The sequence below is a fragment of the Psychrobacter sp. CX5 genome (genome assembly GCF_057621535.2).
Genome location: NZ_CM177735.1, coordinates 2,130,540 through 2,145,784, shown reverse-complemented (window position 1 = coordinate 2,145,784; position 15,245 = coordinate 2,130,540). Strand labels below are relative to the sequence as shown.

Below are 15,245 nucleotides of genomic sequence, written 5' to 3'. Positions count from 1 at the left end.
ACCAAACCCCAAATCAAACTCTAGAGCAAACCACAAATCAAAATGCTGTCGTATTACTGTCAGGTGGTCTTGATTCGGTTACCTGTCTTTATTGGGCAAAACAGCGCTTTGCCAAAGTCACTGCGGTCAGTTTTAATTATGGTCAGCGCCACAATAGTGAGCTGGTTGCTGCTAAGAAAATTGCCGAACAAGCTGGCGTTGATCATAAGATCATTAATATCGATATCGCTCAACTTGGCGGCTCCTCGCTTACTGACCATGATATGGTAGTGCCTGATGGCGATGCGCAAAAGTTCCCCACTCATACGGATACCATCGACAACGATGCCATTCCAAACACGTATGTGCCAGCTAGAAATACTATTTTTTTATCGTATGCGCTGGCAGTAGCTGAAGTCACAGAAGCCAATCATATTGTTATTGGAGTCAGTTCAGTCGACTATTCAGGCTATCCTGACTGCCGACCTGAATATATTGAAGCCTTTGAAGTCATGGCAAATTTAGCAACTAAAGCAGGGGTGACTGGTCATAAACTGCATATCCAAACTCCCTTACAAAAGCTGTCAAAAGCGGAGACGATCCAACTCGGAACGTCATTGGGAGTGGATTATTCTCAGACCATATCATGCTATAAAGCAGATGCCGAAGGTCGAGCGTGCGGGGTATGCGATAGCTGTACGTTACGTAAGAGAGGATTTAGTGATGCGGGTGTCAGCGACCCTACTCGTTATGCGGTTTAGAGTGTTACTCGATATGCAGACTAGATAACGACATGGTTTAACTTTCTGAATGAAAATATTGCGTCATTTATGACCCTATGAAAGTCACAGTATGCTTGAGTTTAGCCAGGTTAATGAATTTAACCTATTGATTACCTTGAAAATGTTCTGAAATTAATTTTTTGGGATATTATTGTTTAAAGTCTTAATGAAAAACCAACTGTCTAGCAACATTACTTTGCAACGGCATAGCAAAAAGCAATATGAATCGTCTCTGGCTATTGTTAAAGTAGGTAGCCAATAGCGTGACTGCCAACAGTGGCTATTAACTACCTTGTCTATAGAATTGAAATGGCTATAGACTTTAAATACGTCAACTAAGTTGTTAACACACTGATTGGCATGACGACTCTTATTATCAACGTCTTATTTTATCAATTGATATATAGTTCAACGTTTACGATCGAATTGCTTTAAGGACTTTACTTTATGATGTTTAAAACCAATAAAATCTTACCCGCTTTCGCGATATTGGCTTCAGCCACATTATTTATGTCACCCGCTCAAGCGGTAGACATTAAACAAGACCAAATTGACAAATGTGTTAAAGGCGTTGTGGATAATAAAATCGCTGACACGGCGAATGCTAAAAAGCTGTGTAGTTGTCAGGTCAATGTCCGTAGTAAAATGACCATTGGACAAACTTGGGAAATTGAAAGCTACGCACAAAGTAATAAAGACCCTTCGCAATTGCCTTATGTCCAAAAGATGCAGCAAGAGTTACAACAGTGCACAAAAGATATCAAACTCAATTTGCCTAAAAAAGCAGGTTAACTCAATTAATGAGATCATCCTACCGAGCTATCTAGGTTTATATAAGCTAAGCAACCTCTATAAGCGACTTGTATAAGCAAATACTAAAAAGGTTACTAAAATAGGCTGGCATACGTCAGCCTTTTTTTATAGCATAATTGTTTTATATATCTTTATACATCATATAGTCATCGAACAACTAAACGGTTACAGTGTTAACCTCGTTAAGTCTACTCTCGTATTACTTGCTACTTGCACTCGGTTGCCTTGTAACCATTTTAGACTTCTTTGACTATAGCTATACCGTTTGTTGAAAACAAACCTATAAACAATCCGATTAAATCAAAAAAACCCACTCAAAAAAGGATCTCATGATGGCGAAGCCAACGGATGAAAACTTAAACTTACCTGAATTTACTGTCCCTATGGTGCAAAAAGTTGACGAGGAAATAGTTGAAACTGACATTAGCTTAAAAAGCTTACTGCAGGACAGCAACAAAGGTCTCATTTTATATTTCTACCCAAAAGACAACACACCTGGGTGTACCACTCAAGCTACTGATTTTACGGCCAAGCTTAATGACTTTGAAACATTGGGCTACTCTATCGTTGGCGTATCACGAGACAGCATTGAGTCGCACAAAAGGTTTATCGACAAACAAGATTTACAGATTGCATTGATCAGTGACACCGATGAAAAGCTATGCCAACACTTTGATGTTATCAAAGAGAAGACTATGTATGGCAAAAAAACGATGGGACTGGTGCGCTCAACCTTTGTATTTAACAAAGACGGACAGTTAACACACGCTCAGCGCAACCTTCGGGCAAAGGGTTATGCTGACAGATTGCTCGATATCTTGGCTTAGGTAGTCGTCAGGTTTTGGCTATTAAATACTCAATACGTTGTTTAGCTACGAAGGTTCAGATACGAAGATTCAGATATGAAGTTCTAAGCCCTTTTATATCATTACCTCACGACAAACCAATTTTAAAGTCTTCATCTATCAACTCACCTATATTTTGAACGCACTTACCAAGGGATATACTTGTAATGACTCAAAGTGACACTGACGCCAATAAAGCCATTCGTCATGTTGATGCCGCAGTTATCGGGGCAGGCACCGCAGGGCATAATGCGTATCGTCAAATCAATAAAGTAACGGATAATCTTGTTATTATCAATGAAGGCATTTGGTCAACGACCTGTACCACCATGGGCTGTATGCCGAGTAAGCTGCTTATCGCCGCCGCAGAACGCGCTTATCATGCGGATAATTCTGATGAGTTTGGCATTGAGGGTCAAGCAAGCATCAATGGCAAGCAAGTAATGCAACGTGTGCGACGCGAGCGTGACCACTTCGCCAGCTATCCGCTTAAAAATGCGGAAAGTTGGGATGAGGATACTAAGATCTACGGTCGTGCGCTGATCACTGAATCAGGACTGATCGAAGCGCATACGGCGAGCGGTGAAACGCAGTATATTAAGGCGGATCACATAGTCATCGCAACAGGCTCCAAGCCTTATATCCCTGATGGCTGGAAAGAAAGCCTAGGGGATGCCTTACTGACTTCGGATATTGTGTTTGAGATACCAGATTTACCTCAGTCAATGGCTGTGGTCGGAGCTGGCGCTATAGGGCTAGAGTTGGCGCAAGCGTTCAGTAGATTGGGTGTAGAGGTCGTCCTATTTAATCGTGCGAAGCGTGTAGGCGGTCTACGTGATGAAAAGGTCAATGAAAAAGCCATTGAATGCTTATCCCACAGTCTCGATTTGCGTTTAAATACCACTATCGAGAGTGTGGCTCGAGAAGGCAGCATGAACGATGGGTCTCTTGCCGTTATAGAATATACGGATGAAGATGGAAAGCGACAGACATGGCGTGGTGAGAAGGTATTGGTTGCCACGGGTCGACGTAATACTATTCATACGCTTGGTCTTGAGCATTTAGGGGTTCAATTGGATGACAAAAATCGCCCACTCAATATGGATAAAACCACGGGTAAAATTCATAATACTATCGAGGGTACGGATGTCTTTATCGTTGGTGATGCCAATGCTTATAGGCCCCTACTACATGTCACCAGTAACGAGGGTTATCTGGCAGGTAAAGAGGTGGGATTATTGATCACCCACAAGGCCAATAGCGTTTCCATTAGTGAGGCCATTGCTGATGATCCTGATTGCGCGGCTGATACCTCTATTCTCAGTGATGTGACACCCGATAAGGCCAAAAAACCAGCCACTGCCATGTCCGTTATTTTCAGCTCGCCTCAAATTATCAACGTCGGAAAATCGCTGTCAGAGATTGAAAGTGAAGGAATATCCCATGTGATTGGTGAGGTTAGCTTCGACAATCAGGGGCGTAGTCGTATTATGGGTGAAAATTGTGGCTTATTGCGTATTTACGCCAGTACTGAGACCAGTCACGTACTGGGGGCTTGTATGGTTGGCCCAGATGCGGAGTATATCGCTCATATCTTGGCGACAGCGATCACCAATGACATTACGATAGATGGTTTGTTGGCCAGTCCTTTTTATCACCCTACTATATTAGAGGGCTTGCGTACGGCGCTTAGAGATACCAGAAGTAAAATAGCCAATAGCAATAGTTAATAGCCAAAAGCAATAGCCATTAGTCAATAGACAGCAGTCAATTAAACTAGTGCTATTCGAAAGATCACCTGACTATTTATATTCTAATCGCGAAATCTATTTCACACCTTGTTGTTTAACAACAAGGTGTTTTGCTTGTTATGAAATAAACTTTAACTTATAAAATAAACGTTAACGAAATTGTTGTATATTATAGAATAAAATTTATATTAACCCTCCCTTAACGATTTAGGCAGACCCATGGCAAGTGAAACTGGCTCTCGAATTAGCGAATTTTTCCAAGAGATCTTGCACGATCTATATACGAGCTTATATCTGGCTATTGGTGGTGATCTAGAGGAAGAAACGCACGATTGGGCATCTCGCGGTGCTGAGCTTGCCAGCACAACGATTAAAATTGTCATCTTATTAGCAGTTTTAGGCTGCTTTTATTGGCTACTGACATATATTATTAAGCATAATAAAGAGCGCTTCAAGCTGAGTGATAAGCGGATGAACGTTGTGCGCTCAACGATTCGTTATTTATGGTTTGTCAGCTGTATAATTGCCATAATGAGTCAAATTAATATTGACCCTTCTACGGTTAAAGCCACTGCCAAAGCCAGTATTTGGGCAGGTATTTACTTTGTACTATGGACATCATCTGAGCAGGTCATCAGCCGCGTGCTCAAGCATTATGGGCTAAACGCTTCCATTGAGCAGCTACTAAAAAACGTCTTTTCGGTACTAATAGTCGTCTTTGGTCTCGCCAGTGTCATGGCTCAATTTGGGTTTGATATTGTGTCACTGGTAGCCGGTCTTGGTATTGTTGGCTTGGCAGTTGGTTTTGCCGCGCAACAAACGATTGCTAATTTTATCTCAGGTATCACCATTTTACTTGAGCAATCTATTCAAGTGGGCGACTGGATTAGCCTAGATAATAAAGAAGGACGCGTCATTCTCATCTCCTTACGCACCACGCATATCTTAACCCGCGATAACATCACAGTGATAATTCCAAACTCCACAGTAGCCTCGTCAGAAGTGACTAATTTGACTTCAAAGAATTTTATTCGGTTTGATGTATTTGCCCGTATTGCTTTAGAGGCTGACATTGATGCCGCAAGAGAGGTGATATTAGGCGTTATAGAGGACATGGATAAAATCTTAAAGCGTCCTGAACCATCGGCTACTATCTCAGAGATTAGCGACTTTGGGGTGGTCTTTATTGTCAGATTTTGGGTTACACCAGCAGCGGTGCCGCAAATACCGCGTATCAAAGAGGCGCTAAATGAAAGTATTAAAACCAAGCTTCAGGATGCCGGCATTAGCATCCCCTACCCGCACATGCGAATTTTAATGCCGAAAGATGTCGATTACCCCATTCAAACCAAACCGTTTGAAGTTACCACGCATATGGGGAACGATACCGAATAGATGAGTCAGTAGACTAGGCTATTTGAAGCTATCGGTCTGCAAACGGACAAATTAAACCCAGTCTCTCTGAATATTATTAAACCTTGTTAATTTTAAAACCGCATCGGTTAGTGTGTTAAAATCTTTAATATTAGAAGAAGCTGCATTCACAATCTACAATTGACTATTTTTGTCTGAAATGAGCCACTACTTTGTTAAAATTAAGCTTAAATAGAATAACTATTCAACCAAATTTTGCCTCGTATTGACTCATTTCAACCTAAAAACATTTTAACTTAAGCTTATGAATACAGCTTATTAGACCCAACCCCGCAATCGCATTGAACTAATACCAACTCTATACCCTTATTAAAATTAACCTATCAAGAAATGCTAGTCTAATGCAGGCGCAATCCGCTTGATAAGGACTTAAAGCAAAGATAGGTTGTTTTATAGAACAAACAGACCCTAAGCATCACACAACGTAAAGGCCCAATATGTCCACCCCAATCTCTGAAAACAGTCCAACCTCTAAAAACAGCTCAGTTATAGACAACCAAATACAGAATACTCAGTCGCCTGACGACGACTCTTCTGCTACTGTAACCAGTCAAAAGCGTTACGACATTGTTATTACTTGTGCCGATGGCTTAGAAGCGCCATTGCACACTGAGCTTAGCAGCATGGACATTATCAGTGATATAAAAAGCACAGGTCGCTTGGCGGTGTCCGCAACGTTAGAGCAAATTTATCGTATTTGCCTATGGTCTCGTGTCGCGTCACGGGTATTACTGCCAATTAAAAAACGCAATATTAACAATGAATATGACGTCGCCGAACAATTAAATGGTTTGGCGAAAACTGTAGACTGGACGGACTGGTTCGGACTTGACAATACCTTTGCCATTCGTATGAGCGTCGATAAGCGGGTGCAAGTCAGCCAGCAGTTTGCCATGTTACGGATCAAAGATGCCATTGCGGATACCTTTAACGACAAGTACGATAGCCGTCCCGATGTCGATAGCGACAATCCTGATTTCTCCATTTATGCGACGGTCAACGACAAACAGGCCGAGATTTACCTCGACTTATCGGGTACCAGCTTGCACCGCCGTGGCTACCGTGTGGCAATGACCGATGCACCACTCAAAGAAAACTTAGCGGCAGGGCTGTTGTATAGCGTCGATTGGCACAAAACAAAAAATAGCTATAGCGCCTTAATTGACCCTATGTGTGGCTCAGGCACCTTTATCATTGAAGCTTTACTAATGCAGTGTGATTACGCCGTCGGTATTGATAAAGCCGAATCTCAGTTTGGTTTTTATCATTGGCAAGACCATGACAGTGACCTATGGCAGCAGTGCGTTACACAGGCGCAGCAGCGTTTTCAAGATGGCTTAGAAAAAGCAGCCAATGGTAAGTTGCCGACTATACTGGGCTTTGATGCCGATGCAGGCGCGATTAAAGCCACTCATAAAAACCTAATAGCAGCGGGGCTCATTGAGCTTATTCCGCATATCACTCTTGAGCAGCGACCCCTATCGCAGCTTAAAATTGCATTAGCCAAACCCTTGCTTGATCGCAAACTAAAACGTCCATTGATCATTACCAATCCGCCTTATGGGGAGCGTCTGGGTGACGTCGACTTTATCAAGCCGTTATACCAAGGGCTTGGATTAACTTTGCAAGATATCTTCTCTAAGCAAAAGTATCAGCCCATCTTAGGGCTGCTGGCAGCTCATGTTGAACAAGCAGATGTACTGCCAATTGATGAGCCGCAAACCCTACGTTGTCATAACGGCGCGATGACGGTGTATTTCCGCTATGGTCAATTAATCCGCAAAGAAGGCGAGAACTTAATTACGCGCTTTGAAAAAACGGAAATTAACGTAGATGAGGCGCAAGACTTCGTCAACCGTCTGCAAAAAAATGTTAATCATCTCAAAAAGCTTGCCGCCAAAGAAGACGTCACTAACTTACGGGTGTATGACGCTGACTTACCAGATTATAAAGTAGCCATCGATGTCTATGGCGATTATGTCCATGTTCAAGAGTGGGCGCCCCCCAAGACCATACCGCCTGAGACCGCTCGTAAACGCTTCAATTTAGCCTTGATGGGTATTCGTGAAGTATTTGGTATCAATCGTGAACAGATTTTCATCAAGACCCGTGCCCGTCAAACCGGCAATACCCAGTATGGCAACCCTGATCTAGCAAAATCAGAGGGTAGCGCAAAATCAACGAAAGAGACGGAGCATAAGCCCAATAAAGACAACCGCAACCGCTATAAAGGTAATAAGTATCAGCTAGCCCGTGAAGAGGCCAAAAAGCAAGAAGCACAGCGACTCGCTCAAAAGAAACGCAAAATGCATGTGGTGGTCGAAGATGGGGCTTACTTCTATGTTAATTTTACCGATTATTTAGACACGGGGCTGTTTATCGACCACCGCAATATGCGCAGTATGATTCGCTCAGCAAGTCGTGGTGCCGATGTGCTAAATCTATTTGCCTACACTTGTACCGCCAGCGTGCATGCCGCTTTAGCAGGTGCCAAATCCGTTACCAGTGTCGATCTATCGCAGAACTATCTCGATTGGGGCAAGCAGAACTTTGCTTTAAATGGCCTTGATGTCACCACCAGCCGTTATCAATTTATCGCCTCAGATATTTTTGATTGGATTAAAGACAATACCGATCAATTTGATGTGATTTTTATTGATCCGCCTACTTTCTCAAACTCGAAGAAGTTTCAAGGTACCTTTGATGTGCAGCGCGATCATACAGCGCTGATTAACCGTGCTATGAATCGACTGGCCAATGGCGGGGTGATTTACTTCTCTAATAACTTTAGCAAGTTTGAAATGGATGAAGCATTATTTGAGCGCTATGATGTCACTGAGATTACCTCTCAAACGATTGGTTTTGATTTTAATCCAAAAAAACCAATCCATCATAGTTTTGAGATAAGACATAAATTATAGGTTTATCGTATGTTATTAGTAGCTCATCCTGCCATCCGCTTCTATCTTGGTTTGCAAAGGGCGAACCCGCTACGCTTTAATCCGTTCCTGCTTCGCGATAACGGCTTAAAGCAAGCGTATCTGCCCTTTGCTATACCAAGTATATCCGCTGCTGTCAGGGCTAAAACGCTCACTCCTTTCACACTCTTGCAATCTAAACAGTCTTGCCATTCTTGAACAATATTAGGTGTCTCCCATATCAAGAGTCAATAATGTGGATTTATCACAACTTTATTATCACACCGTTACTCCTCATAAATCGGAAACATCAGCCTTTTGGGTGATTATAAAATTCATAGTCACTGAAGTCTAAAATGGTTACAAGGCAACCGAGTGCAAGTCCTACTGGAGTAGGCTTAACGAGGTTAACGCTGTAATCGTTTAGTAGTTCGCTGACTATATTTAGACAATTTTTCGTCATTAAGGATTATGTCATCTAATAAAACAAGAACCCCCGTTATGGTGATAACGGAGGTTCTTGTTTTTATTTAAGAATACGCCAATTTCAACTTAAAGTATGAGCTATAGCTTTTGCAAGGTTTAGCTCCCTTCCTTTTTCAAAGGAAGGGTTGGGGATGGATTTTCGAGATAAATCCCCCTTTAAAAACGGGGGACTTGCTACCCTTTTTAGTATTTTTCAATAGATGAACTAAAAGCACTGCTCATCATTCAGATATTAATATTGCCAGCTATTAAGTTGAGAATGGGGTAAAGAATATTAAAGACAAGACTTTAACTTCATTGACTAATGACTATTTTATTCTATTTTTTGCAAATGATCAGAGTCGAATTTCTCGTTTTTAGTCAACTCCTTAAGTCTATATTCTTCAACAAGTCTATTAGGTTCTGGATTTGTTATAAAAGTAGACGGACGTTCAGCATTTGGATCGGTATAGGGATCAGTATTAACAAAATTCGTGGGGGATTTTGCTCTTACCTCCTCCTCCCAAGATTGAATCGTTGAACAGCCACTTAATGTGAGCATTGATAATATGACTATAAAGAGTGGTTTTTGTTTAATATTCATATAAACCTCCAATTATTTAATAGTATTATCAATAATATACACCCATTGTGACTCTGTCATTACCCCCATAATCTTGGATCGTTTTTACGTGAGTATATCCATCTTTATTAAAAATTTCACGGACATCGCCACCTTGGTCATAGCCATGTTCGATTGCCAACAATCCACCGCTAACGAGATATGATTTAGCTTGCGCGCATATTAGTTTGATATCCGCTAGACCGCTATCATCAGCTACCAAAGCGGTTACAGGTTCCGCTTGAAGTTGATTTAAATGGGTGTCATCACTATCAATATAAGGTGGGTTTGAGACGATAACCGCAAACTTACAATCTGGCTCAATTGCTGAAAACCAGTCACTTAGTGCAAATTCAATATTAGTTACTTTGTTAAGCTCTGCATTACGTTTAGCAACTTCTAACGCTTCTTTAGAATAGTCAATCGCCATTACCTGCCATTGATTTGGATATTGATTAGTCAGCTCTAAAGCTAAACTAATCGCTATACAACCTGATCCAGTACCTAAATCGAGAAGCCGTCTTTGAATCTTATTACTATCCAAGACATTATTACCAATCCATTCCAAAACTTGTTCAACTAAAACCTCTGTATCGGGTCTTGGAATCAACGTATGTTCATTGACCTCAAATTCGAGAGACCAAAACTCTTGTTTCCCCGTTAAATAAGCCAATGGCGTGCCAGCCTGCATCTTGGCTATACCTGCGTCAAACTGTGCTAGTTCATCTGAGGTTAATATATAATCGCCATCCGTGATTAAAAATGAGGCTGGCTTATGTAGAACATGTAATAGCCAGTCAGTTACCCAATGCGTAGGCAGAGCAGCATAGGGAGTCTGCTTGATCTGCTTAATAGTGACAGCTTTTTCGGACACAGCTTCAACATCCTTCATCTATGAAGAGGCTTTATTGTCAGACTGATCAGATAATACCTTATCACTAACTAACTCCTTATCACCATATATATCGTCATTACCACCAATGACAATATATTTATCAACGAGGTAAATCAGAAGCAGTATGGGTATGCCAATTAAGAAGGTAAATGTAAAGAAGAACGGCCAGCTTGTCACCTCAACAATTGCCCCTGAGTAACCCCCTATCACCTTTGGAATGAGCGTCATTAACGATGAGAAAATGGCATATTGCACCGCCGTAAATTTAATAGAGGTTAAGGCGGACAAAAACGCAATAAACACCATACTGGCAAAGCCCGATGCCAGATTATCTAAAATAACCGCAAAATACATATACTCGACACTACCTTGATGGTAAGTGAGCAGAATGAATAATAAGTTGGTGGCTGAGGCCATAATGGCACCGATCATCATCACTTGCATCACACGAAGTCGCTGGGCAAGCATACCCCCTAAGAAGCCACCTACTATGGCCATTATCACGCCGACAAGTTTAACCGCATCAGCAATTTGCGTCTTGGTGAACCCCATTTCTTGATAGAAGACATTGGAGATTACGCCTGCAACAATATCTGAAATACGATACAAGCCAATTAATGCCAACAATAAGAGCGCTTTTTTACCATAGCGGCGAAAGAAGTCAATAATCGGATTGATCCACGTTGCCATCGCCACTTCTTTTTTAACCAAGCCGACTTTGACCAACAAAAAGCCTGTTACTAGCGCCAGCGCTAAACTTATCAATAAGCGTAGAGTAGCCATTAAGAACTTCGCTAGCGCATCCTCAAATACCGGCTGTATCTGGCCAAATAACCGATAGCCGTATATAAACACAATAATGGACAATATAAACACTAACACCAATCTAACGTAGTCATTGCGTGACTCAGTCACAGTCGGCGCTTTATTAATAATTTTTGATTGATTTGCCATAAAAAACAATAGCAAAAGTGGGGCAAAACCAATGATCACCGCAAAGTAGTTTTTTAGTATGGGATAAATGGATAGAGGAATAATGACGATACTGCTATCCGATAATCTGTTGTATAACGTTTCCACTAAATAAGGCAGACCAAATAGCGTCCCAGGTACCAACAATAAGGCTGAATATATAAAGAATAATTTTAAATTACGCTGCTGTTTATTAACTTGTAAAATCTGTGCGGTCGGCTCATACCCTGCAAACGTCGTCAGCAAGGGCAATGTCATAATCACCGCCATCACATAATAGGTATTTCTCCACGCCACATAGCTATACTGGGTCTCGGTTGAACCAAAAAATACCGCCAGATATAACGACCCTGCCCCTGCCACAATCATACCGATTCGATAACCCGTCACATAGATAGAGGATAACACCGGCTGCATCTCAGGGGGTGCAAGTTCAATACGATACGCATCAATGACAATATCTTGTGTGGCTGCTGAGAAACCTAATAATACCGCGGCTGCTGCCATGATACTCAGTACACTTTGCTCAACCGGGTTAATACTGGCCATAAGATATATTGCCAATACGATCAACAACTGTGACACCACCATCCACGCCCGTCGTCGACCAAGCCACTTCGTTAATATCGGTAAGGGTATCGCATCGATTAATGGTGACCAAATAAACTTAAACGCATAGCCCAGTCCCGCCCAGCTAAACATGGTAATAATACTTAGATCAACCCCTGCCTCATTGAGCCAAAGCCCTAAGCTTGAAAATATCAGCATGATAGGAAGACCTGCTGCAAAGCCTAAAAAGAACATGATTAATACGCGTATGTCTTTAAAAGCCTTTAAAGACGCTATCCATGACTTTTTAGGAGGCGCAGTGAGCTCAGTTTGAGAATGAGTAGTATTAGAAGGGGTCGATACAGACATAGCAGACCTATCATTTTAAAAAACAGAAAATAGTTATATTACTTGAGAATGACAGAATTGACTAGCAGTATCGCATCTGGCATATATAAAGCTACGAATAGTAATAACCGCTTAAATAACGGTATAATGATTGGAATATGTGTTTATAATTCCTTAAAATTACCCCCTACTTTAGTCTTATGCTTTTAATTGGCTTTTCATTTTGAGCTTGCAACAGGATATCTTTATGGCAATTGATGTGGTCGTCAACCAAAGACACTTACAAATTCAACTTAAGCAATTAGAAACGGTCTGGCATACCGTCATAAACGGCTATAACTTAAGTCAAGCGGCACTCGTTTTACACACTAGCCAATCAAGCTTATCCAAACATATCTCGGCACTAGAAAGCCAACTAAAGGCAGAAGTCTTCGTACGTCAGGGCAAACGCCTGACTGGACTAACTCCTGTGGGTGAGGCACTGTTGCCCCATATTGAGGCCATTTTTACGGAAATACGTACCATCGAAAATATTAGCCTTGATTATAACAATCCGCAAACAGGCACGTTAACCTTGGCGACCACTCATACCCAAGCGCGCTACGTATTGCCTGACATTATTAAACAATTTAAAAAACAATTCCCTAAAGTACAGTTGGTATTACAACAGGCCGATCCTGAGACCATTGCTAATATGGTTATACGCGGTCAGGCAGATATTGGTATTGCTACTGAATCTTTATTACAAAACGCCTACCTCAGATGCTATCGCTATTATGACTGGTCTCATCGAGTTATTGTACCAAAAGACCATGAGCTGGCTGGTCTAGATACTATCGACTTACCTACCTTAGCAAGCTATCCCCTAGTGACCTATCATGGCGGCTTTACGGGTCGTGGTGCTATCGATAAGACCTTTCATGAGGCCGGTCTAGAGCCTGATATCGTATTAGCGGCCTTAGATGCTGATGTGATCAGCACTTACGTTGGCGCAGGATTGGGCGTTGGTATTATCGCAGAGATGGCATTCGAACCCAGCCATTACCAAAGCCTAACTGCCATTCCTATTGATCACTTTGGCCGCTTTACCAGTTGGATAGCCGTAAGGGATGATGCCGAAATCCGCCATTTTGGTAAGGCATTTATCAAGCTATGCCAAGCGCAGTTTGATGATAAATCTTAATATAGCAGTTCGGATTCATTCTTTTATGATTTATTAATTTTAGCCCCTATCCTCTTGAAACTTTAGCGGTACACAGTCATATCATAGCTATAACGATGACAATATAACCTCCATATTAATGGATAATGGATAAATTATGACTAAAATACCGCTATCCTTTCTTGATCTTGCACCTGTCCCAGAAGGTCACCCTATCTCAACAGGTGTCGCTAATACCGTTGAGATGGCACAAAAGGCAGAGTCCATAGGACTAAACCGTTACTGGATGGCAGAACATCATAATATGCCAGGAATTGCCAGTGCCGCAACGTCAGTGTTACTATCCCATATTGGTGCCAAAACCAGCAAGATACGTATTGGCTCAGGTGGCGTCATGCTACCTAACCATGCGCCACTGATAATTGCTGAACAATTTGGTACGCTTCAAGCCTTATATGGAGACCGTATTGATTTAGGCTTAGGCCGTGCGCCGGGTACAGATGGCGCAACCTTTACTGCGCTTCGCCGTCAAATGCAGGATGCTGAGCGCTTCCCGCAAGATGTGCAGGAGCTGCTGTTCTTTTTAGGCAGTGACTCGGATAGCAGTCCGGTTCAAGCTTTTCCAGGAGCTCACAGTCAAGTGCCTATCTGGATATTAGGGTCATCCCTTTTTGGTGCGACACTTGCGGCTAAACTAGGACTGCCCTACGCGTTTGCCTCCCATTTTGCCCCGCGTATGATGACCCACGCTTTAAAGGCTTATCGGGATAATTTCAAACCCTCCCCGTATTTAGATAAGCCTTATGTCATGTTAGCGGCCAACCTGCTCCTTGCTGACGATGATGACACGGCACACTACCACTTTACGTCGGCTCAGCAGAGCTTTGTGCGTTTACGTCGTGGTGAGCGAGGACAAATACCAAAACCCGTTCAGTCAATGGACAACTTATGGAGTGCACCTGAAAAGGCAATGGTAGAGGACGCTTTAGCCATCTCGTTTATTGGTTCCGTACCTCATGTTCGACCCTTACTTCAACACTTTATTGAAGAACATCAGCCTGATGAGCTTATGGTTACTGCTAATATATACGACCAACAAGCCCGCTTACAGTCACTTGATCTGGTGCCTAAACTTGAGTTGTTTGATCTAAATCAATAATACCTTTTGTATAAAACAACCTATCTTTATCAGGCTCACTAAACCTTCCATTATTAGCGGTGGCACTCGCCATCATCGATAAGTTAATTTGTAGATTTGATATTACGTTCCTAATTAAAAAGAAAAAAAGCCACCGATTTTTGTATCGGTGGCTTTTTATATCTATTTCAATAAATAATGAGTAATATTAGAGCACGCAAAACTCTACTTCAGTTATATTGCGACCTACCATCTTTATGGTATGAGTACCAGAATGTTGACTCACATAGCGGTAATCTGATCCGCCTTGATCTTTAAGCACTTTGCCTTTGCTATCTACCACACTCTGCACATGGCCTTCAGTTTTTACCACTAATTTTTGATTGGCTTTTATCTCAAGTGTGAATAATCTACCAGAGGTTAAATCACCCTTATAAAGGCCACAGTCGCTACCTTTGATAAAGATAACTTCGCTAGTCGGAATAGTAGGCACTGCGTGTGCTGTAAAAGCCAATGCCATCAGTACACTGGCTATGCACACAGAGGTGCCGAAATTCTTTATCATAATTGTC

The 15,245-nt window shown here is 41.9% G+C and carries 12 protein-coding genes; 8 read left to right on the top strand and 4 right to left on the bottom strand.

The genetic code is table 11. The features are described 5' to 3' along the window. The first annotated feature begins 56 nt into the window (after window positions 1–56). The 6 genes from queC (at window position 57) to rlmKL (ending at window position 8,525) form a co-directional block, all read left to right on the top strand. The gene (gene queC, locus AC21OG_RS08375) at window positions 57–740 is read left to right on the top strand and encodes a 7-cyano-7-deazaguanine synthase QueC (RefSeq protein WP_487377720.1); all 684 of its coding nucleotides are present in this window, start codon (window positions 57–59) and stop codon (window positions 738–740) included. 468 nt (window positions 741–1,208) lie between these two features. Then, the gene (locus AC21OG_RS08370) at window positions 1,209–1,553 is read left to right on the top strand and encodes a hypothetical protein (RefSeq protein WP_487377655.1); all 345 of its coding nucleotides are present in this window, start codon (window positions 1,209–1,211) and stop codon (window positions 1,551–1,553) included. A gap of 353 nt (window positions 1,554–1,906) precedes the next feature. Next, on the top strand, window positions 1,907–2,401 hold the full coding sequence (locus AC21OG_RS08365) for a peroxiredoxin (RefSeq protein ID WP_486547516.1): 495 nt from the start codon (window positions 1,907–1,909) through the stop codon (window positions 2,399–2,401). Between the two features lie 185 nt (window positions 2,402–2,586). After that, window positions 2,587–4,149, top strand: a complete 1,563-nt coding sequence (locus tag AC21OG_RS08360) for a dihydrolipoyl dehydrogenase (RefSeq protein ID WP_487377656.1) — start codon at window positions 2,587–2,589, stop codon at window positions 4,147–4,149. 240 nt (window positions 4,150–4,389) lie between these two features. Continuing rightward, window positions 4,390–5,565, top strand: coding sequence for a mechanosensitive ion channel family protein (locus tag AC21OG_RS08355; RefSeq protein WP_487377657.1), 1,176 nt, complete (start codon window positions 4,390–4,392; stop codon window positions 5,563–5,565). Window positions 5,566–6,041: 476 nt separating this feature from the next. Then, entirely contained in the window at window positions 6,042–8,525 is a 2,484-nt protein-coding gene (gene rlmKL / locus AC21OG_RS08350) for a bifunctional 23S rRNA (guanine(2069)-N(7))-methyltransferase RlmK/23S rRNA (guanine(2445)-N(2))-methyltransferase RlmL (RefSeq protein WP_487377658.1), read from the top strand. A gap of 796 nt (window positions 8,526–9,321) precedes the next feature. Here rlmKL and AC21OG_RS08345 read toward each other — a convergent pair. The 3 genes from AC21OG_RS08345 to AC21OG_RS08335 are packed head-to-tail and all read right to left on the bottom strand — an operon-like array spanning window position 9,322 to window position 12,394. Beyond that, complete coding sequence (locus AC21OG_RS08345; RefSeq protein WP_487377659.1) at window positions 9,322–9,591, bottom strand: hypothetical protein; 270 nt, start codon at window positions 9,589–9,591, stop codon at window positions 9,322–9,324. Window positions 9,592–9,619: 28 nt separating this feature from the next. Beyond that, window positions 9,620–10,501, bottom strand: a complete 882-nt coding sequence (gene prmC, locus AC21OG_RS08340) for a peptide chain release factor N(5)-glutamine methyltransferase (RefSeq protein ID WP_487377660.1) — start codon at window positions 10,499–10,501, stop codon at window positions 9,620–9,622. Next, window positions 10,502–12,394, bottom strand: coding sequence for an AmpG family muropeptide MFS transporter (locus tag AC21OG_RS08335; protein ID WP_487377661.1), 1,893 nt, complete (start codon window positions 12,392–12,394; stop codon window positions 10,502–10,504). A gap of 226 nt (window positions 12,395–12,620) precedes the next feature. Here AC21OG_RS08335 and AC21OG_RS08330 point away from each other — a divergent pair, with 226 nt between their 5' ends. Next, a complete protein-coding gene (locus AC21OG_RS08330) occupies window positions 12,621–13,556 on the top strand; it encodes a LysR substrate-binding domain-containing protein (RefSeq protein ID WP_487377721.1) in 936 nt (311 codons plus the stop codon). A gap of 136 nt (window positions 13,557–13,692) precedes the next feature. Then, window positions 13,693–14,694: an LLM class flavin-dependent oxidoreductase gene (locus AC21OG_RS08325; RefSeq protein ID WP_487377662.1), complete on the top strand. Its 1,002-nt coding sequence runs from the start codon at window positions 13,693–13,695 to the stop codon at window positions 14,692–14,694. Between the two features lie 187 nt (window positions 14,695–14,881). On the opposite strand, the gene AC21OG_RS08320 is transcribed toward AC21OG_RS08325, so the two are convergent. Next, window positions 14,882–15,238 carry a hypothetical protein gene (locus tag AC21OG_RS08320; protein ID WP_487377663.1) on the bottom strand — a complete coding sequence of 119 codons (357 nt, stop codon included), beginning with the start codon at window positions 15,236–15,238 and terminating at the stop codon, window positions 14,882–14,884. Between the last annotated feature and the right edge of the window lie 7 nt (window positions 15,239–15,245).